This is a genomic window from Magnetospirillum sp. SS-4 (assembly GCF_902729425.1).
Lineage (GTDB): Bacteria > Pseudomonadota > Alphaproteobacteria > Rhodospirillales > Magnetospirillaceae > Phaeospirillum.
The window spans coordinates 26,154-52,222 of the sequence record NZ_CACVCH010000058.1 but is presented as its reverse complement, the minus strand read 5'-3'; the positions used below and the strand labels follow the sequence as shown (position 1 = coordinate 52,222).

General features: G+C 64.1%; 24 protein-coding genes. 4 read left to right on the top strand and 20 right to left on the bottom strand.

The window, feature by feature from the left end; translation table 11 throughout:
* The 6 genes from MTBSS4_RS10750 to MTBSS4_RS10725 all read right to left on the bottom strand — a co-directional run.
* A partial coding sequence (locus tag MTBSS4_RS10750) for a beta strand repeat-containing protein (protein ID WP_368667776.1) occupies positions 1 to 3,882 on the bottom strand: 3,882 nt, incomplete at its 3' end.
* A gap of 49 nt (positions 3,883 to 3,931) precedes the next feature.
* Positions 3,932 to 7,759, bottom strand: a complete 3,828-nt coding sequence (locus MTBSS4_RS10745; RefSeq protein WP_173983404.1) for an autotransporter domain-containing protein — start codon at positions 7,757 to 7,759, stop codon at positions 3,932 to 3,934.
* A gap of 854 nt (positions 7,760 to 8,613) precedes the next feature.
* A complete protein-coding gene (locus MTBSS4_RS10740; protein WP_173983403.1) occupies positions 8,614 to 9,213 on the bottom strand; it encodes a hypothetical protein in 600 nt (199 codons plus the stop codon).
* Positions 9,210 to 9,653 (bottom strand): structural protein, encoded by a 444-nt coding sequence (locus MTBSS4_RS10735; protein WP_173983402.1) that lies wholly within the window; start codon positions 9,651 to 9,653, stop codon positions 9,210 to 9,212. The genes MTBSS4_RS10740 and MTBSS4_RS10735 overlap by 4 nt, the downstream gene beginning before the upstream one ends.
* A gap of 66 nt (positions 9,654 to 9,719) precedes the next feature.
* Positions 9,720 to 12,071, bottom strand: coding sequence for a host specificity factor TipJ family phage tail protein (locus tag MTBSS4_RS10730; protein ID WP_173983401.1), 2,352 nt, complete (start codon positions 12,069 to 12,071; stop codon positions 9,720 to 9,722).
* Positions 12,068 to 12,496 (bottom strand): NlpC/P60 family protein, encoded by a 429-nt coding sequence (locus MTBSS4_RS10725; RefSeq protein ID WP_173983400.1) that lies wholly within the window; start codon positions 12,494 to 12,496, stop codon positions 12,068 to 12,070. The genes MTBSS4_RS10730 and MTBSS4_RS10725 overlap by 4 nt, the downstream gene beginning before the upstream one ends.
* 41 nt (positions 12,497 to 12,537) lie before the next feature.
* On the opposite strand from MTBSS4_RS10725, the gene MTBSS4_RS10720 reads away from it, so the two are divergent.
* Together MTBSS4_RS10720 and MTBSS4_RS10715 are read left to right on the top strand one after the other, a co-directional pair.
* Entirely contained in the window at positions 12,538 to 12,786 is a 249-nt protein-coding gene (locus MTBSS4_RS10720) for a type II toxin-antitoxin system Phd/YefM family antitoxin (protein ID WP_173983399.1), read from the top strand.
* Positions 12,783 to 13,196 carry a type II toxin-antitoxin system VapC family toxin gene (locus tag MTBSS4_RS10715; protein ID WP_173983398.1) on the top strand — a complete coding sequence of 138 codons (414 nt, stop codon included), beginning with the start codon at positions 12,783 to 12,785 and terminating at the stop codon, positions 13,194 to 13,196. The genes MTBSS4_RS10720 and MTBSS4_RS10715 overlap by 4 nt, the downstream gene beginning before the upstream one ends.
* Before the next feature lie 6 nt (positions 13,197 to 13,202).
* On the opposite strand, the gene MTBSS4_RS10710 is transcribed toward MTBSS4_RS10715, so the two are convergent.
* From MTBSS4_RS10710 to MTBSS4_RS10660, 11 genes are read right to left on the bottom strand one after another with little or no spacing between them, the layout of a single operon-like run.
* Positions 13,203 to 13,727 (bottom strand): DUF1833 family protein, encoded by a 525-nt coding sequence (locus tag MTBSS4_RS10710; protein WP_173983397.1) that lies wholly within the window; start codon positions 13,725 to 13,727, stop codon positions 13,203 to 13,205.
* Positions 13,720 to 14,067: a hypothetical protein gene (locus tag MTBSS4_RS10705; protein WP_173983396.1), complete on the bottom strand. Its 348-nt coding sequence runs from the start codon at positions 14,065 to 14,067 to the stop codon at positions 13,720 to 13,722. The genes MTBSS4_RS10710 and MTBSS4_RS10705 overlap by 8 nt, the downstream gene beginning before the upstream one ends.
* 12 nt (positions 14,068 to 14,079) lie before the next feature.
* On the bottom strand, positions 14,080 to 15,405 hold the full coding sequence (locus MTBSS4_RS10700) for a radical SAM protein (RefSeq protein ID WP_173983395.1): 1,326 nt from the start codon (positions 15,403 to 15,405) through the stop codon (positions 14,080 to 14,082).
* A complete protein-coding gene (locus MTBSS4_RS10695) occupies positions 15,405 to 16,196 on the bottom strand; it encodes a hypothetical protein (protein WP_173983394.1) in 792 nt (263 codons plus the stop codon). Before MTBSS4_RS10695 ends, MTBSS4_RS10700 begins: the two co-directional genes overlap by 1 nt.
* Positions 16,197 to 16,206: 10 nt before the next feature.
* Complete coding sequence (locus MTBSS4_RS10690; RefSeq protein ID WP_173983393.1) at positions 16,207 to 17,079, bottom strand: hypothetical protein; 873 nt, start codon at positions 17,077 to 17,079, stop codon at positions 16,207 to 16,209.
* 9 nt (positions 17,080 to 17,088) lie between these two features.
* Positions 17,089 to 17,568, bottom strand: a complete 480-nt coding sequence (locus MTBSS4_RS10685) for a hypothetical protein (RefSeq protein ID WP_173983392.1) — start codon at positions 17,566 to 17,568, stop codon at positions 17,089 to 17,091.
* A gap of 37 nt (positions 17,569 to 17,605) precedes the next feature.
* Positions 17,606 to 20,605: a tape measure protein gene (locus tag MTBSS4_RS10680; protein ID WP_173983391.1), complete on the bottom strand. Its 3,000-nt coding sequence runs from the start codon at positions 20,603 to 20,605 to the stop codon at positions 17,606 to 17,608.
* A gap of 4 nt (positions 20,606 to 20,609) precedes the next feature.
* Positions 20,610 to 20,795 carry a hypothetical protein gene (locus MTBSS4_RS10675; protein ID WP_173983390.1) on the bottom strand — a complete coding sequence of 62 codons (186 nt, stop codon included), beginning with the start codon at positions 20,793 to 20,795 and terminating at the stop codon, positions 20,610 to 20,612.
* Between the two features lie 26 nt (positions 20,796 to 20,821).
* Positions 20,822 to 21,337, bottom strand: coding sequence for a hypothetical protein (locus MTBSS4_RS10670; protein ID WP_173983389.1), 516 nt, complete (start codon positions 21,335 to 21,337; stop codon positions 20,822 to 20,824).
* Positions 21,338 to 21,339: 2 nt separating this feature from the next.
* Positions 21,340 to 22,299: a phage tail tube protein gene (locus tag MTBSS4_RS10665; protein ID WP_173983388.1), complete on the bottom strand. Its 960-nt coding sequence runs from the start codon at positions 22,297 to 22,299 to the stop codon at positions 21,340 to 21,342.
* Between the two features lie 23 nt (positions 22,300 to 22,322).
* Positions 22,323 to 22,751, bottom strand: coding sequence for an acyl-CoA transferase (locus MTBSS4_RS10660; protein WP_173983387.1), 429 nt, complete (start codon positions 22,749 to 22,751; stop codon positions 22,323 to 22,325).
* Between the two features lie 128 nt (positions 22,752 to 22,879).
* Here MTBSS4_RS10660 and MTBSS4_RS22780 point away from each other — a divergent pair, with 128 nt between their 5' ends.
* Both MTBSS4_RS22780 and MTBSS4_RS10650 read left to right on the top strand, forming a co-directional pair.
* Positions 22,880 to 23,059 carry a DUF4172 domain-containing protein gene (locus tag MTBSS4_RS22780; protein WP_173983386.1) on the top strand — a complete coding sequence of 60 codons (180 nt, stop codon included), beginning with the start codon at positions 22,880 to 22,882 and terminating at the stop codon, positions 23,057 to 23,059.
* A complete protein-coding gene (locus MTBSS4_RS10650) occupies positions 23,059 to 24,132 on the top strand; it encodes a DUF4172 domain-containing protein (RefSeq protein ID WP_254432490.1) in 1,074 nt (357 codons plus the stop codon). The genes MTBSS4_RS22780 and MTBSS4_RS10650 overlap by 1 nt, the downstream gene beginning before the upstream one ends.
* Here the strand turns inward: MTBSS4_RS10650 and MTBSS4_RS10645 are convergent.
* From MTBSS4_RS10645 to MTBSS4_RS10635, 3 genes are read right to left on the bottom strand one after another with little or no spacing between them, the layout of a single operon-like run.
* Positions 24,113 to 24,751, bottom strand: a complete 639-nt coding sequence (locus MTBSS4_RS10645; protein ID WP_173983384.1) for a DUF6441 family protein — start codon at positions 24,749 to 24,751, stop codon at positions 24,113 to 24,115. The genes MTBSS4_RS10650 and MTBSS4_RS10645 overlap by 20 nt on opposite strands.
* Entirely contained in the window at positions 24,748 to 25,044 is a 297-nt protein-coding gene (locus MTBSS4_RS10640) for a hypothetical protein (protein WP_173983383.1), read from the bottom strand. The genes MTBSS4_RS10645 and MTBSS4_RS10640 overlap by 4 nt, the downstream gene beginning before the upstream one ends.
* Positions 25,044 to 26,066, bottom strand: a complete 1,023-nt coding sequence (locus MTBSS4_RS10635) for a major capsid protein (protein WP_173983382.1) — start codon at positions 26,064 to 26,066, stop codon at positions 25,044 to 25,046. Before MTBSS4_RS10635 ends, MTBSS4_RS10640 begins: the two co-directional genes overlap by 1 nt.
* Positions 26,067 to 26,069: the final 3 nt, after the last annotated feature.

Here is a 26,069-nt window from a genome sequence, read left to right as displayed (position 1 = left end):
CGCGATGGTCTCGTTTAAAGCCCCCTCAAAAGACACAGACCCAGTAACGGACATGAGGGCAACTGAACTAAAAAGTGTTGCCTGCGTCAAATTTGTTACATTAACGTCACCAGCGCCTGAAATGGTTCCGATATTGCCGACATTTGACGCCGAAAGCGTCGCTGTCTTTTCGGCGGACACAACTATGCTGCTAAACCCGCTCAAATCCAGCCCGGTCAAATCAGCATCATCGATCGCCTGCAACGTCGTGTTGGTGGCGACGTCCGCGAAATCGGTGGTGGCCCAGGTGATGCTGCTGCCGTCAACGATCCAGAGTTGGCGTGCGTCGGAAATGTCGGTGATGGTGGAGCCGGTGTCGTTGATCAGAATGATGGCGTCGGCGCCACCGGTTCCCACACCGGTCAGGACGAACATTTCATTGGCGCGCAGGCCGTCGCTCGGCAGGGATGAACCCTGCGAGAAAATGGTCGTCCCCTGCGCATATTGAGCGAGAGAGATTCCGAGTCCCGTCAGCGAAATGACGTCTTCGCCCTGGGTGAAGTCCTCGATAATGTCGATTCCGGCGGCGGCCGCGGCCACCTTATCGGCCGGGACGGAGGAAAGATCAACGGAGGTGATCTGGGACAAGGCGGTCACGGCGAACACGTCGTTGCCGACGCCGCCGGTGATGTCGTCCGCACCGGCGCCGCCGATCAGTGTGTCGGCGCCGTTGCCGCCCAGGATGTTGTCGGCCCCAGAGGTACCCACCAAGATGTTGTCGTTGGCGTCGCCGATCAGGGTCAGGCTGTCCACACCATCGATATTCGCGGCATAGACGTTCACGGCGGTTTCAAAGTCGGCAACCGTGACGGCGATACCGTTATCGGTGATGTCGCTGCCTAGGGTCACGGTGACATTCGATCCCTGCGGATCGAACACATTCAAGCCGGACGGATCGAACTTGGTGAGCGTCAGGGTCGGGCCGGGAAGAGACGGATCGGGCGTGTCGGTTACGGCACCGGCAACCGACACATCGGTCACATCGACGGTCATAACTTCGCGATAGCTGCCGCCGCGTCCATCGGAAACAGTCACCGCGACCGACAGCGACGTGGTGTCCTCGTAATCCAGCGCAACCCCAGCCTTCAAGTACAATTGGTCATCGACAATGACGAAATTGGCTTCACCCGTGTCGCCTTCCGCGATCGCATAGGTGTAGGTGCCGGTGCCATCAGGGTCGGTCTTGCTCAGCGTGCCGATGAGGACATTCGAGTCGGAAGCATCATCTGCTTCGCTCACTTGGTTGGCCGACAGGGCAATGTCGGTCGGGTCGTCGTTCTTGTCGACCTCGATCCCCGTGGTATCAATGGTCGGAAGGGTGCGATCTGCGGCATTTCCCACCGCGTCTTCCACGGTTCCGCCGGTCAGCGACACCACGGTGATGGTGGACGGATCGGTGGGAATGGCGTCATCCTGCGCGATCACATACTCGAAGGTCAGGGTGTCGGTTCCGCTGCCGCCTGCCAGAGTCGCATCGATGGTCTGACCGCCGATGTCAAGCCGCAGAACAGTGCCGCCGCTGACGGTCGTGGCCTCGCTCATGTTCAGGACGAAGGTGAGCGTGTCGCCTTCAATGTAGGTACCAGCGTCGGGCAGGGTCACCGAATCAATGGTCGGCGCGGTATTATCCACCAACACGCCGGTGGTGACAGCCACGTTGTTCAGAGTAGTGGTCAGCGAATTTCCGGCATCATCGGTGATGCCGGCGCCGTTGGTCACCAAGCTGTTGACGGTGATTCCGTCGAGGTCGTTCTCTCCGGCCTGGACGGTATACTTGAAAACCATCACGGTATTGCTGCCGGTCGAAGCCGCAGCCGTCGCGTCAGCGTCAAGGTCTGCCAGCACGTCGGACGAGCCAATGGTCAGGCTCAGCTGCGGAGACCCGCCGGAAATAGTCAACACTTCGCTGCAGGTGACGCTGAAGGTCAGCACATCTCCGGCGCTGTAGGTGTCTGCCGAAGGCACGGCAACACTGCTGACAACAGGTTCGGCGGTATCGATGACGGTCGAGGTCGCCAAAGCTCCGCCCGACACAACCAAGATGGCGTTCTGACCGCTGGAGCTCGATGTGATGCTGCCGCCGTTCAGGTTGATCCCGGTAACGGCGATACCGTCGGAATCGTTCTGTCCATCGACGACGGTATAGCGGAACACCGCATGGGTCGAATCGGTGATGGACTGCAAGGATGCTGTGACCGCCGTGCTGCCGACCGTCAAATTCAGCAATGGGCTGCCGGAGATGGTCACGGCTTCACTGAACGTCACCGTCAGATCGATGTAATTGGTGTCGGACAGGTTGCTGACAGGGCCATCGGTGGACGCCGACACAGAATCCATTTCAGGCAGGCTGGGATTGACGATAATCCCGGTGCTGCTGAGGGTCTGGCCGCTCAGCGATGTGGCGGCATTATTGCCGGCAGTGTCGCGGATCAGGCCGCCGTTCAGATCGATGGACGAGGAGGTGACGGTCACGCCGTCGTTGTCCTGCTCACCCGAGGTCACGGTGTGGCGGAACGTCAGGGTCGTGGTTCCGCTGCCGGAAACATAGGTCGCGTAGGCCGTGGTTCCACCGATGTTCAGCGCGATACGGGGGGTGCCGCCGGTCGTGTTGACGGTGACGGCTTCGTCGTAGGTGACCGTATAGTCGAGGGTGCCGCCAGTGGCGAATACACCGTCCGTCGGCTTGGCGGCGCTGGACAGGGTGGGAGCGGTGGTGTCGACGACAACCGAGGCCAAGGCGCCGTTGCCGTGGCCGGTCAACGACGTGCCGGCATCGTTATTGGCGGTGTCTTTCATCGAGCCGCCATTGAGGTCGATGTCGCCGACGGTGATGCCTGCCAGGTTGTCGCCCGACTGCACGGTGTAGACAAACTTTTTCACCGTGGATGTGGATTGGGAATCCGAATAAGTGGCGTAGACGGTGGTGCCGCCGTTGGTCAGGATCAAGCGCGGCGTGCCGGTAACCGTTACCGCTTCGTCGTAGGTGACGGCGAAGGTCAGCGTGCTGTCGGCCTTGTAGCTGCCGTTACTGGGGACGGCGATATTGCCGGAAACATCGGGCTCAACCGTGTCGATGACCAAGCTGGACGTCGAGCCAACACCGGCAAGCGTCGTGCTGACATGATTGGCGGTATAGCTTTGACCGCTGATGCTGGTGCTGCCGCTCAGGTAATCGGAACCGGTGGCATAATAAAGCCCGGTGACGGAAACCGAGCTGGTGGAGATGGAGGAGGCGTCAGGGACTTCCCAGCGGAAGGTAACGGCCGACGTTCCGTCGCCAGAGTAATAATCGGCGTAATAAGTGGCGCCGCCGATATTTAGCTGTAGTTGGGGCGATCCAGTCTTGGTGGCCGTTTGGTTGAAGTTGACGACAAAATCAAGGTGGTCCGGCTCGCCATAGCTGCCGGCGACAGGGGTATCAACCGAGACGATCTGGGCCTGCAAGCCATCGACATAGATGCTGCTGCCGCCGGAGGGGGTCACATTCATGGCGGCAACAGTGGAGGCGTCAAGACCGGAGGAACCCGCCGACTTCAGTGTTCCGGCCGTGAAGCTGAGGCCGGCGACGCTGATGGTTCCGTCGCTGTCCAGCAGACCGGAAATCGACGAACCGGAAACGGTATAGGTCAGTGTGTTGACGTCGGTCGCCGTCGCCGACAACTGTGCCTGAACGGTTTGCCCGTCGATGGACAGCAGCAAGTAACTGCCGGTAGTCGTGGTCGCGGTGATGTTTTCACTGAATGCGACCGTTAGGGTAATGGTGCTATCCGTCGTGTAGACGCCAGCATTTGCGGTGACCGATTGGACTGTGGGCGGCGTAGACACCGAAGACGAACGACCCATTTACCCCTCCTGAAATGCATTTAAATGACGTGAGTGCAACTGAAAGTGATCAAAACTTGATCCGAGCTTCCAGTTGTCCGGTATGGGAGCCATACGCCTCCCGCCAATCATAGGAATACCGCCCGGAGACGGTGTAGATTTCGTCGTACACATAGGACAAGCCGCCGCCTACTTGGTAGGCGTTCCGGTCAGGTTCGAGACCTGTGGTGCCGAAGCGGACCGAATTGTCGGCGGAGAACGAAGAATTGCTGTTCATGGTCGACGCACGGAAGTCATGTGTCCAAGAAGCACGCAGTTCAGGCGTGTATTTCGACCGACCATCCGTGAAGTCATGGGCGACTTTCAGCCCCAAGACACTGCCATATTGGTAGTAGCTTTGTTCGTCGACGTTCAGCGCGGTCGATGCGGCGCCGCTTTCGCTATAGGCTTCGGTGGACAGGATAGTACCGATGACGCCGAGCGACGGTGTCACGACCGCCCCCTTGACGTTGATCGGGTAGCCGGCGACCACCTTCGCGCTGTATTGGGTGCTCCAATAATCCGCTGTCGGGCGTTCATTCACGGCGCCGATCGAAACCACGCGGGTCGTGTGGTTGTTGTGTCGCCCGTACGAAGCGGAGACATCCACGAACCATGGGCTGCCCTGATAGGTGCCATACAGGCTGCCCACATAGCTGTCGATGTCGGTGGAATTGCCCGAGCGGTTGCCCTTGTCGGAAAGATCGGTAGAGGCATAGGCGAAGGAGGCGCCAACGGTCACGTTCCGGGCCACACCGGCCTCGACCCCCCCGGCCAGACCGATGGTGGTGCCGTCATAGCCATCGACCCCTTGGCGTTGCCCCTGATCGAAGGCGCTGCCAAACGCCTGGACCCAGGCCTCGGCACCACGACGAACCTCACCCGAGGCGATGCCGGTGCCGCCCGAGCGTGAGGCCACAGCCGTGCGATTATCATCGAGACGGGCGAACAGGACGTTGGAAACTTGGGTGCCGGCATTAGTCGCGCCCTGGATCGCCGCGCCGTTGAGCGAAGGGGCCAGTTGCTGACCGGCCTTTTCGCTTTCCGCCGTGGTGGTCAGGCCCTGAATTGCATTGGCCAGCGATGTCATTGCGGTGCTGCTGCCGGTATAATTATTCACGACATTGACGGCAGCCCCTGCATTGGAGGACAACCCCTCGGTCGTCGCGGTCGCCGCCTTCAGATAGAGATTGCCGGTGGCGTCATCCTTGACCAGGGTCCAAGTGATGCCGCCAGTATTGCTGGCGGAAAACTTGCTGGTATCCCAAGTATAACCATCCGGTGCATCGGCCAACAGGTAGTAGGTGTTGGTTTGAATGGTTACGCCACTGCCCTTGGTGGGGGTAATGGTGACAGTTCCCGCATTCTGTGTCGGTGCATCGGCAAGAGACAGATAACCAAGAGAGCTCCCCGCCGTTGCTGTCGACGTTCCGCCATTTGCCGCGATGGTGGTCTTGATGGTCGAACCGTCACCCAAGGTCAAGGCGCTGCCGGTATTCACCGTCAGTTTGTACTGGGACAGGTCCAAGGTGCCGTTGTTGGTGATGTTGGCCGACACGGTGCTGTTGCCGGTCAACAGGTTGATGGTGCCGGCGGCATTGTTGGTGGTGGTACCCGACAGGGTGCTGCCGGAATAGAGGTTCACGGTACCGGTGTTGGCCAAGCCGCCGCTAAGGGTGCCGGCATTGACGTTGACGATGCCGCCGGAATTGTTGGTGACCAGCCCGTTGGCGGTGCCGGTGGTGGTGAAGGTGCCGCTGTTGCTGACGGCCCCGGCCAAGACCGATGTTCCCGACATGGACAGAGTGGTGCCGGAATCGATGGTGGTGCCGTTGGCCGACGAGATGTTGTAGGCCGAGGTGACGGTGCCGGACTGCACCTTGATGGTGTCAAGCGGATTGGTGCCGCCGATGATGCCGCCGACGGCGGTGCTGCCGTTGAACACCAGATCGCCCTGGCCGCTGGCCGTGGCGCCGTTGATGGTGCCGACCACGGCGTTGCCGCCGCTGCCGGTACCCAGGGTCAGCTTGGAATCGGCGTCGGCCAAGGTGACGTTGCCGATGATCTTCGCGCTTCCCGACTGGGTCAAGGTTTGAGCTGCGGCGATGGCCACCGTACCGCTGCCGGCATTGGCGGTCATAGTGCCGGCGGTCTGGTTGATGGTGCCGTTGGCGCTGATTCCAGTCGCCGCGAGGTCGTGGCCCAGGCTGAGGGTGGTGCCGTTGGCGACCACAACGCTTGACAAACGGGTCGAACCGATGGCACCGCCGGACGTGATTGTACCGCCGCCGGTCTTGTCGAAGGTCACGGTGCCGGTGCCGGCCGAACCCGAGGTGATGGTCCCGGTATAGGAATCCTTGATGGTCAGGGTCGAGCCGTTGTTCAGCGTCACCGCGCCGACCAGCTTGCCGCTAGCCACCACCGACACGGCGGTCGTCTGACTGAGGGTGATGGTGTTGGCGTAGGTGTCGCCGGACAGCGTTACGTTCCCCGCGCCGCCAGCCCCCTTCAGGATCAGGGTGCCGATGCTGTTCGTCGCGTCACCGATGGCATTTAAGGAATTACCCCCGGCAATGGCGGTCATGGTCACCGTGCCGTAGCCGGAATTGGTGGCGGTGATGGCGCCGCCAACCGGCGTGGCGGACGAGGACGTGATCACCAAGGCGGCATTCTGGTTGGAAAGCGACACCGCGTTGCTGATGGTCGAACTGCCGCTGAGATTCAAGGTCGTGGTATCGCTGGCAGAACCGTTGCCGATTGTCAGCGTGTTGGCATAAATCTTCGAGTTGTTGGTGGTCCAATTGGTGCCGTCACCCGTCAACTGAACCGAATTCAAATTGGTGCCGCTTTGGCCCAAATTTCCGGTCGGGGCCGCCGTGGCGCCACCGCCATAGAAGACCACATTACCGACGCCGCTTCCGCCCGCCACCACACTGCCGTCGAAGGTCGAGGTCTTCAAAGCGCCGGCAGCCGCCCCGATCTTGACGGTGTCGTTGACGCTGCTGCTGAGCTTGATCGCACCGTAGACTTGCGATCCCGACTGGATGTCAACCGTCATCGCCCCGCCGGTGTGCCCAGACATGTCGATGGCGATCCCACCGCTCTGGGCCGCGCCACTGACGGTGCGGGCCAAAAGGGTGTTGTCACCCAGGGTGATGGTGCCGCCATTGGTGATGGCGCCCGTTACAACAATGGCACCCGCGCTGGTCCCCAGGTTCCCGACGGTCTTGGTTTCAGCGCGAACCTGCGCCCCCTTATTCGCGGTCAGATCAAATTGCGTGGCGCCATTGACGTAGATGGCAGAATTCGCGCCTGTATTTGCATCATCGAAGTAGGTGATGAAGGCATTCTTGGCATCGACGTTGTAGTCGCCCGCAGTCGTCCCTGCCCCGCCCAGAGTGATGGCCACGGTGCCACCAGAATTCACCGCTACGGCGTTGGAGCTGCCAGCGTAAATCTGGCCGCGATAGTTGGTCAGGCTAAGGTTGGCAGTCGAACCCGAAACCGTGATGCCGGCACCGGTGCTGTCATTGCCGATGACGCCCCCCAATTGACTTCCTGTCGCGCCGATGGTGACGGTCGTCGTACCCCCGGTCACCGCAAGAGCGGCGGCCCCCGATGCGCTGAGCACCTGCCCGCCGAAGGTGGCGTTACCGTCATAGACTGCCGTCGTCGGCGCCGTCCCGGATCCGGTATTGATCTCCAGCACCTTGGTGCCGCTGTAGGATTGCGCTCCTGGGGCAGCCCCTTGGTCGGCATAACCAGCGCCGCTATCGTAATAGACCTGCGCATTGGCAGCGCCCGACGCCAACATCGCGACCAGCGACGCACCAGCCCAAAGCCGAGCCTTAACCGACATATCTTACCCCCTTAACGCCAAGCTGACATCGTCCGGCGACCTTGCATGATGCGGATAAGCCCAGGACGCATTTTCCGTTTGAGGTTATTCTTATACGTGCATTATCCGAATTTGCAACCCCGTCTGAGACGGGGATTTGAGTCTTGTGGTTTTGTTTCTGCGGGGGGGGGCAATTGCGAATTGATTGCATGTCGTGATGCGGCTTGATTGCCCGAAAAATGCGGCTCTCAGCGCGTTGCGTGAGGCCGGTCAAAGTGCTGACGGGGCGGCTTTATACATTGGTGCAGGAGTGGCCGTACCCAGTGATATGGCATCGGCTGCCCCGTTTGGGGCCGACCAGAAGAACGTCAAGGGCCAAGCGATGATTTCGCACAACTGGGCCGTGCCCCATGGGATTGTCCCATGAGGCAGTGGTGACACTTGGCGATCCATTGTTCCCCGATCGCCAAGTGTGCTTCCGCTGTCGCGACAAGCGATGGGTCACTGGACGAGGAGAGGACGGCGCGAGCGTTCTCCATCATTGCCTGGACGTCACGGGCCGAGTCGCAGAAACAATTAATTTCCATCAAATTACTCGGGTTCAAGACAGAGCCAACGGAACGACCTGCCGCATGTCGCGGGCAATCGTTGTTTCCGGTCAATTGAGATTGGCACGGTTTTTCTGTTCATAGGGTAATTCAGGTGCCGATCTGTGCCAAGTACCAATCCCTGTCATCAGCCGGAACTGATGATTGCTGCCAACCAAAGATGACGACGGGAAGACCTGCGACCTCGGATAACGCCCACCAACAAAAAGTGCAGCCGGTCGGGGATTGCTCCCGTGACCGGTCACGTCGATACGAAATATGGATTGCTTACTTGCCGATTGGCGGCGCCTGCGCCAGCAGGGTGCGGGTCTGCTCGGAATCCGCCGATCCGCCGAACTCGAAATCGAAGGCGGTGGCGAACTTGCCTGCCAGCAGGGTGACGACCGAGATGATGCATCCCCCGACGGCGGTGTTGCCGTCGACGTGGCCGAACACCATGAAGGCAATGCCGCCGATGATGCCAGCCCCCGCCGTCACCAGCAGGACATTGGCGCGGGTGTTGCTGCGCCCGGCCTTGATGAACTCGCTGTCGCGGGCGCGGGCGTTCTGACGGTCGGCCAAGGTAGCGGTCAGCGTGGTGACGGCGTTGGCTATCTGCTGCATCCGCTCCTCGTGGGCGAAGGCCTGGGCCTGGGAGCGAAGCTGGAAGACCAGATTGGGATCGGCCAGCGCCTCGCGGGCCTGGGCGGGATCGTCGGTGCCGGTGATGGCGCGGACGGTGTCGGCCAGTTTGCCGACGGCCTTCTCGGCATCGTCGCCGAACAGGCTGGCGATGTCCGGTGCCACCTCCAGCGCCACCTTGGCCAGCCCTACAATGGGATTGGCGGCGATGGCGGCGGCATCACCGAGGAGATCGAGCAGGTTCATGGTCGGGCGCTCCCCAGCCCCATGCCAATTCCGGCCAGGATCACTTCTCTGGGGTATGGCTGCTGGCCGTTCTCATGACGAATAATGGCCTCCACCAGATCGACCATGACTTCCGGCCGGGTGACGTCGATGGCTTGGTCGGGCGTCACGCCGAGGCGGGAGGCCACATGGGCGATGTAGGACCCGGTGTCGTTCTCGCAGCCCGGCGCCCAGCGATTGATGATGCCGGCGACGGTGTTCAGGCCGTAGCGGCGCTGGTAGCCGACCAGAATGCGGGCCAGCGCCCGGATCCCGGCCTCGGGGCTGACGAATTCCTCGAACACCGGATCGTCGTCGGTGGCCCGCTCGCCCTGCCATTGAGTCTTGTCGCCAGGCGATTCCTTGATGTTGCCGGGGTTGTTCAGGCGGATGCCACGCGGCAGGGCACAGGTCTTGGTCATGGGCTGTCTCCAACGAGAAAAGCCGCCCAGAGGGGCGGCTGATGGGGAACGGGAAATGACAAACGGCTAATTGACGTGGACGCGGAAATCCTCGGCGACGGCGGAGATTTCCACCTGCGCGGCGCGGGGACGGATGGCGAGGATGCGAGCGGTCTGCGCCCAGGCCTGGCCGGGGCCGAAGCTAAAATACGTCCGCTCTTCCGAACCGCCGACATAAGGGGTGACGGTCAGGAGATCGAGGATGCGGACTTTGGCCGGATCTCCCGGCATGGCCTCGACCATGAACGGCCCGGCAAGGCTGCCGTCGCGGCGGCGCAGCGCCAGATAATGACTGGCGCCCTCGGTCCATTCCACCGGCTCCGACAACGCCAGCACATCCCCCTGGTGACCAATCACCTCGCCGCCCTGGCCCCAGCGGGGCATGTCGTGGGTGATGGCGACGAGATCGCCATAGGTGGGGATCATGCCCTCCAGCTCTGTGCGGAAGGTCACCAGGCGGCGGCGATAGCGGTTATTGGCGGCGATGTAGAGACCTTCCCGCTGGGCGTGGTCCTTGGCGGTGCAGCCGAACAGATTGACCTTGGCCGGATTGTCGCCGGAGGAATCCTCCAGCTTGGCGGTGGTCTCATCGGGCTTCCAGGTGCGCGACGAGAAATACTCCACCGTCACCGCGTCGGCGGTGTCCTCTCCCGGCATGACGTATTTGATCTTGAACGAGCCCTTGACGATGTTGCGCGGCCCGAACAGCGCCACCGGGATGGTCTGGGGCTGGTCGCGGATAATCCGCACGATGCCGCCCTGCTGGATCGGGACGGCGCGGCCGCAGCGGGCGATGCGGGAGAGCGCCTCCCACACGGTCATGCTGGTGTCGAACACCGCGTCGAACGAGTCACCACGGGCGGCCCAGATGGCATCCAGGGCAGCCAACGCCGCGAGGTCAATGCGGGCATCGGCCAGCTTGCCGCCATATTGGGCCTTGCAGGCGTCGGCGAAGGCCCAGGCGATGGAGCGGGTCGGCTGGGGAGCCGACCACCCGCTATCAGCCGACCACACCGGCAGCTTGCGTGTGGCGATGACATTGATCATGCGGCTGGACCGCTGGGTCAGGTTGTCGGTGGCCCGCATCTTCACCGCCAGCAGGGTGACGGCGCCGAAATCGGGCTGGCCGACAAGGTACGCGCGGAGCGCCGCCCAGCGGATTTCGTGACCGGCCCGCTCGGCGGTGTCCTTATTGTCCAGACGCTTGAGGCGCACCTGATAACGACCGGGAGACACGGTGTAACGGAAGGACAAGCGGATGGGGGAATTGGTGGCGGCGGTTCGGCTTTCATTGCCCAACACCGACCACTCGGCCAAGGGATCGCCCTCTTCATCGACGGGACGAGCTTCCACCCGCCATTGAACGGTGCGGCTATCGAGACCACCGCCGTCATTGGCGTAATAGAGGCCGCGCGGCATCACCACGTCGATGCCCAGTGCCGAAGCCGAGGTGTCCACCGGAGTGGCGGTGAAGGGGCCGACGAAGCCGTCATCGCCGGAGGGCGCCAGATTGGGGGCAAGCAACTCCTGGCCGGCCACCTCGGCGGCGGTGATCACGTCCGGGTCGAACAGCGTCACCTCACCGCCGGGCGGCACGATCTCGGTCTGCACCTCCTCGAAGGACGAGATGGGGGTGTCCTCGATGCGGATCTGTCCGATTTCATATTCGCCCTGGCCGACGACATGAAGCTGGTAGAGGAACTGCTCGCCGCCGACGTAATCCTGGTACGGCTCCGAGGCCAGATCGGGATAGATCAGATGGCGGCCATAGATCACCGGAATGGGCTGGCCCAGACGAGCCTGGTTGCCCTGAGCCTGCAAGCTGTAGGTGGGGCTGGCCGCCGGGATCGCGCCGCTGCCGCCCCAACTCATGGAAGGAATGGAAGGCTTGGGCGCCGGAACCACGGTGTTGATCAACGCCGTGCCGGCCAGGGTGATGGCCCCCGCGCCGATGGCGGTGGCGGCTTCCATGGTCAGGCCGATGCCGGCCTCGGCGAAAGCGGAGCCGATATAGGGAGCCAGTGCTGCTCCGCCATAGAAGGCCGCCACCATCACAGCGATGGTCAGAACCACCCGCATGGGGTTCTTGCCGCCGCCGCCACCGCCGCCGCCTCCACCCATGGGCCAGCGGATCACGGTGACGATGTCGCCTGCGCCGATCACCCGCAGGGCATAGACATCCGCCGGCACCACGTCGGTGCCGATGCGGATTTCCGGCCCGGCGGCCCAGCTATCCTCGGCGATGCCGCAACCCTGCAACAAGGCGCCGACAGTTATTCCAGCCTCCACCGAGTGAACGGAGCGGCTGGCCACCGGCTCGAACGGATTGGTGACGATGATGCAGATGGCGGAGCCGTCTTCGACAGCGGACGCGTTCATGGCGAAAACCGATAGAAGCCCTCGACCGCCCAGCCGTTGAGGCGAAGGGCGTCGGGACGCTGGAACACCACCCCGGACTCCTCGGCGCAATGCAGGACGCCGCCGTCATCCACGTCGATCCAAACGCCCACATGGATGGGATGGCGGGAACGGCGCAGCAGGACGCAATCGCCTTCCACCGGATCCATCACCCTGACCCAGCGCCGCCGTTCCGGGTGATCACGGAAGATACGGCCCATGGCGAGGGTGTCTTCAGGATTGGCGATGTCGGGCAGGACCCGACCGAAATGCCGGTCCTGCACGGTACGGACGAATTCCCAGCAATTGAACCGGTCCGGCCCCCGGCCATGGGGTGACCATGGCAGGCCGATGGTGGCGGCAGCCCAATGGATGCTCCCGCCCGATGACTGGCATTTTCGAGTCATTGTCGCTATCTTCATCTGGTCAGAATGGTCAGGAGACGCCCATGCACGCGTGGCAGGTTCAGGACGCCAAGGCCCGGTTCAGCGAATTGCTGCGCAGCGCCGCAGTCGAAGGCCCGCAGGCCATCACCGTGCGCGGACGCACCACGGCGGTGGTGATGTCCCAGGACGAGTACGAACGGCTGAAGGGAAAGAAGGCATCGCTGGTCGAGTTCCTGCGCGCCTCGCCCCTGGCGGGAACCGAACTGGACGTCGAGCGGGATCGCTCCGGCCTGCGGGATGTCGATCTTTGAGCTATCTGATCGACACCTGCGCCCTGTCGGAACTGATCCGTCCCACCCCGGCGCCGCAGGTGGTGGAATGGTTCGAGTCGGTTCCGCCCGAGGTCCTGTTCATCAGTTCGTTGACCTTGGGTGAAATCCGGCGCGGCGCCGAAAAACTGCCCGATGGCCGCCGCCGATCCCAGATCATTGCGTGGCTGGAAATCGAACTCCCCGAGTGGTTCGAGGGACGCGTCCTGCCGGTCGATAGTGCCGTCGCCGACGAATGGGGGCGGATGACCGCCCGTCTCAAGCAGCCCCTGCCGGCCATCGACAGCCTGATTGCCGCAACCGCCATGAAGCACCGACTGACAGTGGTGACCCGCAATGTTTCCGACTTCAGCGCGGCGGGCGTCGATATCCTCAATCCATGGGAGCCATAGTCCCGCCTACCGCGCCAGACCGGGAAACCGCCGAGCGGTGTAGGTGATGGAGGGAAACGCCTTGTTGCCGATGTCGAGCATGCGGGCACGACCGGTGACCCGCATTGTGTCTGCCTCGACCTCGGTCAGCGTCAGCGTGATCGGCGGGTCCATGTGCGGCCCCTCCAGATCGGTGGAAAGATAGGGCCGCCAGGTGACCTCGATCACATCCTGGCTGGTGGCGGCGGCCTCCAGGGCATCGGCCAGGTCGCGGCCGACATTATCCAAGGCCAGGGTGATTTCCGGTACCGGCGCGGTGTCCACCGGTGGCGGCGCGAAGTTGAAGGCCATGCCGGCGAAGGCGACCATCTGGCCCGCATCACGAGGAGCCCCGGCCTCCAGCCTTGCGACCAGATCAACATGGTCGCGGACCACCCGGATCGGCTCGGTGAAGCTGGGATGCCAGATCTCCAGCGTGTCGAGGACGACAGTCCCTGACGGCGCCGAGGCGAAGGCCTCCTTCAGCGCCTGGCTGAGAGACGGATCAGGCATGGTTGTCCTTGCCGGGAACGCATAGGGGCGACGGGAACGGGCAGAAGGTTCGGGCTTCCAGCAATTTGCGCATCTCGTGGACGATTTCGGACAGGCCCTCGACCGCCGAGCGCAGGGCCTCGGTCTGGCGGGCCTGTTCCTCGACCACATGGGCGAAGGCTTCGACCGGGATGCCGGAGTCGGTCCTGGATGTCTTGCGCGACCATGCCCAGGCCAGGATCGCCACCACGGTTACCATTGCGATGATGGCGGCGACCTGGACCATGGGAGCCGCTTGCCCCCAGGCGCCGACATACTGGCTGGCGACACCGGCCCAGATGTCGGGGGATTGTTCGGTCATGACGATGCTCCGTCAGAAGTCGAAGGCGGTGACGCCAGGGAAACGGATGCGCTGCCCCTCGATGCGGACCAGACGGGCGTTGGTCAGCAGGTAAAGCGCCAGGGCGAGATAGGCGATCTCGAAGGTGAAGGAATTGTCGCAGGTCGCCCGGTGGCTGTTGCTGCCTTCCCCGAACATCATGCAGCCGCCGCCGCACAGGGGCAGCACCGGGCAATGCCGGCATTCCTCACGGTGGCTCCAGTGGGTCGAATGCCGCAGCAGGATGGCGTCGAAATCATGGACGCTGCCCAGTTTCTGGGTGGGCGCAGCCCCGTTGGGGCAGAGAATGACGTCGCCGTTGAGCCGCAACGCGATGGTGTCCAGCCGGTCCATGCCGCATCGCTGGCCGAGGGCATCCGAGGTCCTGGCCGTCCGCAGGACGTCGAAGAAGCCACTCAGCTTGTAACTGACATGGGCGACCGGGATCATGTCGGGCCGGGCGATGCCGTCGAAGATGGTCTGCCGCACCCGGCGATGGTCTTCCTCGGTCTGCGGCGACATCAGTGCATCATGAGCCTGGTGAACCATCACCATGCCCTCGGTGACGAATTGAGGGGTAACGGCGCCGGGCGGCAGGTTGAGTTTTGCCAGGAAGAAGTCGCGGATGGCCACCGGGTCGTGGTTGGCCAGCGTCAGTACGCTGTTGAAGGCGATCCTGCCCATGGGGGCCAGATGCTCGACCGCGTGGCGGATGCCCGCCAGCGCCATCGGGTCATCGAGGGGATCGGGGCCGCGCACCGATTGGCCGGGGCCGTCATGGCTGATGGAGAGCGAGAAGCCCAGCTTCATCAGCCATTCCACCTTGTTGCGGTCGAGCAGACTGCCGTTGGTGGGCATCCAGAACTGGGCGTTCGGCCACATGGCCCGAATGGCCTCGGCCATACGCTTGATCTTCTTCCAATAGACCAGCGGCTCGCCGCCCCAGAACTCGAAGCGGATCTCTTCTCCGGGCGGGGTGCGGCACCATTCGGGCAGGCGACGCACGAATTCATCGACGTCGGTGGTGTCGGCGATGGAATCGTCGGCATGACGCGATATGGCCTGCGAGCAGTAGCCGCAGGAGAAATTGCAGGCCAGCCCAAACAGGATGCGGACCATGTGTAAACGCCGATCCTTGCCCAGTTGATTGTGCTCGGGATGGACGCGGGCGACGGCGCTATGGGGCCGAGGTTCATGGACCATGCCGATGGGGGCCAGGTCGACCGCTTGGCCGTCCGCATGGGTCAACTGGGCGGTGTGGGGGTTCCAATTAACGGTCAGCGGGCTGCCGTCGGCCCGTTCCAGGAAAAGCTTGAACATCACACCACCTCGACATTGATGTCGGCGAGACCGGAGAAATGCCGGAAACCGAGCTTGATCTTGACCGTGTCGCCAGGATCAAGGCCCAGGGCGCCGACCTTGAACCAAGCCTTGCCGTCGACCGCCCGAACACGCCGTTTAGGCAGATATCCGCCGGTTTCGGCCAAATAGAGGTCGCAGGCAGCCGACGAAAGCAGCTCTCCTTGTTGATCGACGAGCCGGACCGGTACGGAGGCATAGCCGTCGGCGGCAACCTGCAATGCATTTGTTGCCTCTATCCGCGGCAATACCGCCGACCGGGTTGCCTCGACCTCCTGCTCGACCGGGCTGTGGTCGATGATCAGCGGCCAATCGGGATGGGTCATGATGTGCAGGGCGCATTCGGCGAAGGTCGAGGACAGGAACGGCACATAGACGTGCAACGGCGCCGTCTCCATGTTTCGCGGACTTTCCTCCCGGTCCCGCCGGGTTATGGCTGTCTCGGCGAAACGGTTGAACCAGATCCCCAGCGGTTTCTGGATATCCAGCGGGTCGAGAGTGGAGCACCAGAACCCATAATCCGAGAACTCGCGGCGGCCCTGGATCTCGGCGAAGTCGAACGTGACCGGGGGCGAGATGACCAGATCCCGACCGGCCAGGATATCGGCGATTGAGGCCCCGTCGATTTTGCTTTCCTCGGAATGCGTGCCTTCAACCCATTGCCGGTAGACCGACGTGGTGAAGCCGCTTTCGGAAAGACTGAGGATGAAGCCGACCCGATAGCCAAGTCGCTTGGAGTAGGCGATGAGCATTGCGGCGCCCCTATCCCATGCAATTGCAGTTGCAGTTCTTGGTCGTGTAGAGGATCACCTGCGTCCCGCTGTAACTCAGCGAGACCGAGGTGTAATTTCCTGCGCCGTCGCCGCTGGCAGAGGTTCCGGCCGATTGCAGGGCCGTGTAGCTGGCGGCTTTGAACAACGTCGCCAGGTCGGCGCCGCTGGCGATCTGAAAGCCGGTGGCAGCGGCGCTGCCGCCGGACTTGAAAGTGGTTCCGGCAAGCGGGCCGGTCATGGTGTCGCCGGTCTTGGCGACGCGGGTGGACAGATCGATGGCCGGCAGCACGGATGCGGGGAGCTTGCCGTCGGCCAGGACGTCGGGAATGGCGCCGGGGGCAGTACCGACATTGCGGGCCGCCACGCTGCCCAGCACGCCCGCCTGGATGTCGGCGGCCTGCACCTTGCCGCCGCCTTTCAGCAGCTTGCCGGTGGCGCCGTCGAAGCGGACGAGATCACCATCCGCCGCCCCGACGGGGCCGTTGACGTCGCCGCCGCCGACATAAAGCTCGTAAGCGTCGCCGGCCCCATTGACCCGGATTCCTTTGAGGGCATGGGCTGGGGCCACGTCGGGGATCTTGGCTGCGCGTTCCGAGGCGGTCGCCGCGCTGCCTGCCGCGGCAAGGGCGGAAGCCGAAGCGGCCTGGGCGCTGCCGGAAGCATCGGCGACCTTTTGGTCCAGTTCCGCCCGGCTGGCGGCGATAGCAGTCTCGTTGTCGGCGATGGTTCCGGCTACGGTCTTGATCGGGCCGTTCTCCGTCTCGACGGTATCGGCCGCATCGCCGTGGACGATGGCGTGCAGCTTGGCGCCGGCGGATGCCGCCTTGTCGACGGCCGCCTGCAGATCGGTCTGCATGGTCATGAATGGCTCCTACCAGGAGAGGGGACCGGGAAGACTGGCGTGGACCAGCTGATGCAGGCGATCGATGGTGGTGAACAGCGCCGCCATGTCGGAATCGAGCGCGATGGCCAGCGCGTCCTCGGTCAGCGTCGGTCGCTCGCGGATTTCCAGTTCGGAGGTGATCTCCCACAAGACACGGTTCGCCGGCCTCGCCTCGAACTGACGGGTGAAACGGGCCTCATGGGTGGTGAGCCCGATGCCGCCGAGCAGGTCGATCGCGAACCAGGCGCCACCCTCCTGGGCATGCCAGCGGTACCAAGCCTCGAACAGGGCGAACTGCTCCGGCTTCATCCGCCAGCGCACCGACAGGCGCGACGGCACTTGGGTGAATCGCCGCCTTTGCCGTGCCGGTCCCGCCTCCATTTCGGTGCGCAGGATTGCCTCGCCCGGGCGGATGCCGTAGCCCTGGATGGACGGCAGGGGCAAGGTGGCGGGCCAAGTGATCGTCATTTCCCTGTCGCGGCTTCGCCGCTCCTCGTCTCTTGGTTCATCGATAACTCCCCGCCGCCGGGTTAAGGCCGTAGCGGTGTTCCAGCACCGGGGCCATACCCTCGCCGCGGGAGAGACGGCGGCTGATCCGGCCCTCGATTTCCTCGACGAAGATGTCGATCTGGATGCGGCCATCCCCGCCTTGGCTCCATTGAGCCTTGGCTTCGGCATTGGCGGCGTTGTTGTGGACGGTGATCTGCACATTGGCGGCTTCAGGGCGGGCCAGGGCGGCCCCCAGCAAACGGTCGGCATTGTTCATCTGCCGAGGCGTGAAGATGCCTTCGCCGTCCTGGGCGATGATGGGCCGCTCGCCGCGCAGGATGCCGCCCGCATGGTAACGCGGCGCCGCAGACCACATGGTGGGATCGACCCGGCGGACGAAGGTCGGTCGTCCGCCGACCATGCCGCCGGAATGGAAGCCGCCGACCGGAGCCTCGGACATCAGCGGTCCGACGCTGGCGGCATTGTCATAGACCTGCACCGCGCCGGAACCGCCGGAGAAATAGCTGCCGATGCCGGTCAGCAGGCTGCCGAACAAGCCGCCTTCGGCCCCGCCGAAGAACGGTGTAACCACCGCCATGCGCCAGGCGGCCCGCAGGGCTTCTTCCGCCAAGGTATTGAACAAATCGCCCGCCGCCAGCTTGCCGGTCATGGCCCATTGCACGAAGGCGTCCTCGGACGATTTCAGCACGCCGTTCATCACCCGCTCGGCGGATGCGGCGGCATTGGTCGCTTCGTCGGCATAGGCCCGCACGGCGCGGATGGCGCCGTCTTGCCAGTCGCGGCTGGCGGCCAGCTTGTCCTGCTCCAGTTCCTGATAGCGGCGGGCGTAGGCTTCCTCTGACAAGGCGCCGCTGGTCCGCAATTCGTTCAGCTTGGCCAGTTCGTCCTTGAAGCGCAGGGTGGCGTCATAGGCCAGATTGGTCTGCTGGGCCTCGTCCTTGACCGCCTCGGCATACTGGCGCGACCGGGCGGCCCGATACTCGCCCACCTGGAGATTGTCCTCGGCCAGCTTGTGGCTGCGGGCGAACTTGGCCACGTCGGTGTCGATGGTGACGTCGCGGACCCGGGTGCGATCCCCGCTGCGCAAAGCCTCGGCCAGCCGAACCTGGGCGTCGATCTCGCGCTCCAGATCGGCAATGGCACGAGCCGCTTCGCTGTTGGCGCGGGACTTCTGCACCTGGGCATAGGAGGTCGCCAATTCGCCATTGGCGTCGGTCAGCCCCTTGGCAGCCTGCTCGGCCAGCCAATTGGTGCGTTCGGCCAGGATGATGTCGGCCACCGAGCCACGGGCCGTATCCGCAAGGCGATCATTGGCGGCACTTTCCTGCTCCAGCGAGCGGATCAGGCCGTTCTTCTGCTCCAACAGCTTGGCGTCATCGATCCGGCGGAGCGCCTGGTCATAGGCGTCGACGGCGACACCGCCGTTCTTGAAGGCGAATTCCAGCACCTTGGCGGCGCGGGCCGCGTCGATCTGGGCACGGCCACCTTCGCGGGCCGCCACGGCAAGGCGCTCCTGGCCACGGGCCTGGATGTCGAGGCCCAGAACCTCGGCCTGGGCCTGGGCGGACATTTCGCCCGCCCCCTTGGCCTGGGCCTCGCGGGCCAGCATGTCGCGGATTTCCTGCTCCTTGGCTGGGGTGCGATAGACACCACCTTGCTGGAACAACTCCTTCTCAAGCTGGCGAAAGCCCTTGGCCGCATCGTACTGGGCCTTGGCGCGCGCGAACTCTGCATTGCCTGCGGCCCGGGCCGCATTGAGCTTTTCCTGCCATTCCACCTCGAACTTCAGGTCGGCCAGCTTCTCCACATAGGTGGGCTCGCGCTGTTCGGCCCGGATCTGGTCGCGCTGCATCTTGGCATGGGCTTCCATGCCCGCCCGCTTGCGGGTGATCTCGTCGAGATCGTCGGAAATCACCTGGCGCTCGGCCAGCAGACGACGCAGTTCCTCGTTTTCCTGCTGGACCGCCTGCACCACCACCGAATGGGTGCCGGCGGGCAACGGCTTGTCGAGTGCCTGTTCGCCGCCAAGGGCAGCGATGCGCTTGTCCAGAGCGGCCAGGCGGACTTTCAGGGAATTGTCCCCCGGCGTCAGCGATTCCAGCGCTGCTGATCCGGCATTGGCGCCCCCCGACAGGATGCCGCGCAGCCAGGGAGCATTGGTGAATCCCTGCCAGGCGTTAGCCATGCGGGTGAAGGCCCGCTCGGCGGTGTCGGCGCTTTCCAGGGCCGCGGCATCAAAGCCCTTGAGCGCCTTGATCAGGGTGTCGCGGAAGAAGTCCGCCGTGACCTTGCCCTGGGTCACCATCTGCCGGAACCCGCCCGAGGGCAGCCCGGCGGCCCGGTCCAATGCCTGCAGCAGGCCCGGCATCGGCTCGACGATCTGGTTCAGTTCCTCGGCGCGGAGCGTCCCCGAGGACAGACCCTGGGCGAGGCCGAACAGCGATTGCTCCAACTGTTCGGAGGAAGCCCCCAGCGCGATGGCAGTGGACTGAAAGCCCTCCAGCAGCGCCCGGCTTTCGCCGGTGGTGATGATCCCGGCCTTCTGCAACGCGGCCAGCCGGGAATAGGCGCCAATCACCGTTTCCAGGGCGGTGCCGGTTTTCTGTGCCTGGGCGTAGAGATACGAGGTGGTTTCGGTCAGGGCCGCGGCGCCGACCAGACCTTTAAGCCGGGCCTCCAGGCTTTCCACCTTGATGGTGGACTCGGCCATGGCCCTGCCGAACAGGCCGATGGCCGCGCCCGCCGCCAGCCCGGCCGGACCCAGCGCCATCATCACCGAACCGATAGGGCCGAGGCGCGAGGCGAAAGCCGCCATGCCGCCCTGGATGTCCTGACTGGCGGCGTTGATCGCCAACAGCGACTTGGAGGCGGGTTGCGCGGCCCCCTCGATCCGGGTCAACGCCTTCTGGCCATCTTCGCCCAGTTTCAGCAGGGCACGGCGGACGGTTTCGCCGTCCTGCAGAGACAGGCGGATGGAGACGGACTTGGTGGCCATGGGGTCAGGTCTCGGTTTGCGTCTTCATCGCCCCCGTCACCATCCCCCGCTCGGCGAAAGGCAGCAGCCGCGCCAGCAGGGGCTGGTCATAACCGAGTGCTTGGGCCTGGATCAGCAGAGCCGGAAGATCGAGGCCGGTGATGCCGCCGCGCGGGCCAAGGCGGATCGTGCCGATATTGCCGGTCAGCAATTCCCAGGTTTGCCAGCCTGCTTCGGTCAGGGGGGCGTTTCGGTCGTAGGGGCAGTCGCAGCCTCCTCCGCAGCCTCGGCAGTATTCCGGCCCACCGCCGAAGTGCCATTCGGCGCGGGCCTGGAGACGTTTCCCTCGGCGATGACCGCTTCGTGGGTTTCGGTGTATTGGACCACGAAGGACTCGGCCATGCGGGGAAGCTGCATCAGTTCGGCGATAGCCGCGTCGGTGACCTCCGCCGGTTGATCGGCCTGGTCCAGCACGCCCTCCCACTTGGTGATGGCGGAACGGGCCAGACCTTGGGCAAACAGCATTTGCGACAAGCCGGCCAGGGCGTCCTCGTCGGACAGATCCGGCAGGCCGGTGATGTCGGCCCCGGCCGCCTTCAGATCGGCATGTTCGGCGGCGATGGCGCGGGCCATGCGCCACCCCCGCGACCGGGCAGCCTCGTACACCGCCGTGGTCAGAGGACGGACGAACACCCGCACCCCATGGGGTAGATCGATCCAGTAGGGTTCCTTAGGGATGGTCAGGCGGATCATGATCAATACCCCGCCACGTCGTTGACCAGGGTGACGCGGAGCAGATACCCCGCCACCGGATCGCGAGCCGCCCGCCAGTCGTAACTGGCCTGGATGCCGCCGGGGCCTTTGATCTCCTGCTTCTTCTTGGGCAAGAAGACGCGGGGCAGATGGAAGGTCAGGGCGAAGGCCGAACCGGGGATGGTGAAGCCATATTCCATCGCCACCGGGCTCTCGGCGGCGATGGCGGAAGTCAGCGTGGTGTCGGTGCCGAAGCGGATGTCCACCGAGCCTTCGGCGGTGGCCTCGGTTTCGTCGACGCCGTCGATCAGCCCGTCGGCGCGGATGGTCTCGACCCGCTCCAGGTTGTTGGAGATGCTGAGCTTGCCGCCGGTAACGTTTGCCAGTTGGCCGCCGCCGACCCGGATGGTGCCGCTGCCCTGGCTGAACCTTTTCAGTGGGAAGCTGGCCGGGGTGGCGTCGATGGTGGTGGCCAGTTCGGCTTCGCCCTGGGCGATGACGCTGATGCTGCCGTTGGCCGCACCGCTGCGGGCCATATCGAAGGACAGCTTGTCCAGCTTGGCGCCGCCATGGCGAAAGAACTTCGGTACGGCCAGTTGGGTGTGGCCGATCTCCAGGGCCAGGCTGGGCAGCGTGCCGCCCGAGGTGAACACATGGGTGAAGCCCGTATCGGCATCGCCCGTGGTGGTCGGGGCACCGAACAGGCCCTTCAGCCAGAAGCCGAGCGCCCGAACATCCAGCGGCACGCCGATATCGCCCTCGTCCTTGATCGCCTCATAGAACGGGTCCTGGGCATCGCGGCCCTGGCCCAGCAGCGGGTCGTAGCCCAGCGGGCGCTCGGCGCCTAAGCTGCATTCCTTGAACGACAGCCGGGTGTAGCCGTCCGCCGGAAGCACGCCGTAGCTCGCCTCGAAGGCAGCCAGCAGCACGCAATCGGCGCCGTAAGCGCGCGTCTTGCCCATGTCGAAACTCCGATTGGAAAGGATCAGACCAACGGGTCTGGGCTGCTGTAATGGATGGTGATGTTCACCGTGGCGCCGCGTAAGGAAGCTGCCCCGTCGATGGCGAGGCCGGATGTCTTGGGGGCGCCCCAGTCCAGCCATTCCGCCAGACCGTCGAGGGAGCGATCGGTGGACAAGGCCGCGCCCACCGCCATCAGCAGGGAGTCGAGGGCGGCACTGTCGTCGTCCTGGCCGCGCTGGAGGATGACCTCGATCTCGGCCTGGTGTTCCCACAGGTAGGAGACCGGCGACAGCATTACCTCGGGGTCGCCAGGATCGCCGTCGCGCAGGATAATCAGCCCACCGGCGGTGACTGTTTCGGGCAACGGCGCTTCCCGCTTGGCGGTGGCGCCGGGCACCGTTTCCAGCCGCGCCAGCAGGGCGACGAGGATCTGTTCGCGGACGCTGGGCATGCTTTCCCGACCTCGATAACTGCTCATGCGGCGAATGGCGCAAAATTCTCCGCAACATGTGCGGTGAATTGCGTTGCTGCCTGCGGCGAATGACGCCATATTCTCCGTAACTTCTGCGGAGAAATGCCGTGTACATCTGGAGGGAAGACGACTGGCCCCAATTTCGCTGGGATGCCGAAGCGTTGCTGATGCCCCTGGCGGACGCCCGCCACAAGCAGGGGCATCTGCTCGGCCANGGAGAAATGCCGTGTACATCTGGAGGGAAGACGACTGGCCCCAATTTCGCTGGGATGCCGAAGCGTTGCTGATGCCCCTGGCGGACGCCCGCCACAAGCAGGGGCATCTGCTCGGCCAGATGCAGCGTCTCGGTTTCGACCTTCAGTGCGAGGCGGAACTCCGGGCCACCACCGAAGACGTGATCAAGACCTCGGAGATCGAGGGCGAACGGCTGGATATGGCCAGCGTCCGCTCCTCGGTGGCCCGGCGGTTAGGGCTGCCGGACGGCGGCGTGCTGCCCCCAGATCGCAAAATCGACGGCATTGTCGAGATGATGCTCGATGCCCTGCGCAACCATACGATCCCCCTGGCACAGCAACGCCTCTTCGGGTGGCATGCCGCGCTCTTCCCGACCGGGTGGTCCGGGCTGCACAAGATCACCATTGGCGACTGGCGCACCGACAGTGCCGGCCCGATGCAGGTAGTGTCCGGCCCGATTGAACGACCCAAGGTCCATTATGAAGCCCCACCGGCCAATCGGGTCGGGAGCGAAATCGAGCAGTTTCTGGCATGGTTCAATCAAACCCCGCCAATGGACGGCCTGCTGCGCAGCGCCATCGCCCATCTGTGGTTCGTGACAATCCACCCGTTCGACGACGGCAATGGCCGCATTGCCCGCACCATCGCCGATCTCGCCCTGGCCCAGATGGAGGGCACTGGCCAGCGCTTCTACAGCATGTCGGCCCAGATCCAGCGGGAACGCAGCCAGTACTACGAAATCCTGGAGCGGACCCAGCGCGGCAGCCTCGACATTACCGCGTGGCTGTCTTGGTTCGTCCAATGCTATGGCCGCGCCATCGATGCCGCCGAAGTGGCGGCCCAGGGCGTGCTGGGCAAAGCCGAATTCTGGCGGCGCTTCACCTCCGAACCGATGTCAGCCCGCCAGAAGGCCGTCCTCAATCGCTTCATGGACGGATTCGAGGGCAACCTTTCCGCCAAGAAGTGGGCCGCCATCGGCAAATGCTCGGTCGATACCGCCCAACGCGACATCAATGACCTTCTGGATCGAGGCATTCTGGTCCGCAATCCGGGCGGCAGCAAACGCACCAGCTATAGCGTGGCCGGGATGCCGCCGGTTACGGACCCTAATTCCGCCAATTCCTGACGATCAGCTCCGGCAGCGCCGAAGTCCACCGCTCGGCGGCGGCGTTGACGTCCAGTCGCTTTCGCAACGAGACCTGCGGCACCAGGATGAACATCACCACGGTGGCCAGCCCGCGTCCGGTGCGGAGCGCCGAGGTGCTGCCCTTGGCGAAGCCTCCCCGTTTGCCGGTGCGGGCCCGCATGTTTTCGGCCACCAGCAGCGACGGCGCGCCGCGGCGGTAGATGAAGCGGAGCCGCCCCCCGTGCATCTGTTCCCACAGGCCCGGCGTCATGGGTTTGCCCCGTGCCCCTTTGCCTGCCGCATCGGTGGGGATCGCCAGCCAGAAGCCATGCCTGGACTTGATCACCGCGCCCTGGTCGAAGGCACGGATGATGGTGGGGGCCTTGGTGAAGACGAAGCCCGCCGCCTTGATGCTTTTCCGGCCCTTGGGATAAAGCTCGGCCCGCCAGGTGTTGGCAAGCCGCTGGCCCATTCCCGCCTCGGTGATCTGGCGGCGGAGATCGGCCTTCAGCCCGTCCGCAGCCTGACGCATGGCGGCGGTGACGGCGTCCTCGGCGGCCTTGACCTCCTCGGCCATGATCTTGCGCAGATCGCCCGTGATGGCTGCCGCCAGTTTCATGCCGGTCTCGTATCCAGGATCCAGATCAGCCGCTCGGCATCCAGGCGGGGTTCGCCCTGGACGACGAAACTGTCGCCGTCATGGTTGATGGTGTCCCCCGCCTGGGGAGCCGGAACCTCGCGGCGCCGGACCTCGAACGCCGCCGTCCCCGTGTGGACGGTGATGTCGGAGAACTCGATGTCGCGGTCGGGCCGCCGCACCAGGGCACGAATGGACCGGCCCTGGTAGCTGACGGTGACAGCCATGTTCGGATCGGCGAACAGGTCGTCGAAGGCGGCGGCGAACGCGGTCATCAATTGCCCGAGAACAGGCGCACGGCCAGACGCGGGCGCTTGTTGACTGGCAGGATCGACGCCTCGGTCTTGACGTCGATGGCGCTGCCGTCCTGGCGGGCAAGCTGCCGGGCGTACATGGGCACGCCCAGGGTGTTAACCGTCTCGATCAGATTGGCGGGGGCGCCATAGGTGACGAAGGTGTCCATGGTGCCCAAAGGAAAGGCGATGCCCTCGCCCGGCGGGATCAGGGTTTCCGTCGCACCGGTCGAGAGGGTGACGGTGGCGCTGTATTCCTCGAACACCATGCCGGCGAAGGGGAAACGGCGGCGCACGTCTTCCCGCAGCGGCTGGGCGCCGGTCGAGGAGAAATATTGGTACGCCTGCTCGACCTTGGCATGGCCGATCAGCTTGTCGAAGAATTCCGGGCTGACCAGGGCCAGCACGCCGGTCATGGTTTCGCCCTTGAGTTCCGTCTCCACCTTGCGCAACACGTCGCGGATCTTGGCCTGGACGTTGGTGGTGGCGGTGCCCAGGGCGAAATCCACCTGCTGGCGGGCGAGGCCGAACTCGCTGAAGTAGTCGTACAGGGTGGACCCGCCGCCGTCGCGGACCACGCCCTTCAGCGCGTTGACCTCCATGAATTCCCGCGTCTGGGCGTGCTTGCTCCGCATGCGGGTCAGCTTGCGCTCCATGACGGTGGCCAGCGGATCGGCGGCATCGGCGACGCCGAAGCCGCGCACGCCCTGGACGTCCTGCGGCGTGATGGAATCGTCATGCGGGATCCACGGCACCGTGAAGGAGCGCATGGACCGGGCGTCGCGGTTGGCGACGGTGGCCGGGCCGCCCAGCGGCACGGTGGGCAGCAGGTTGAGGACACCTTCGGCCTGCTCGATGATGACGCTGCGCTGGGTGACGCTCTCGAAGCGGAACAGTCCCATCTGGCCCAGCCGGGTGTACAGGTTGGGCAGCAAGTTGATGGCCTGGGTCATTTCGGCGAGCGAATAGCCGCCCGCGTCAAAGGGATTGATGATGGCGTTCATGTG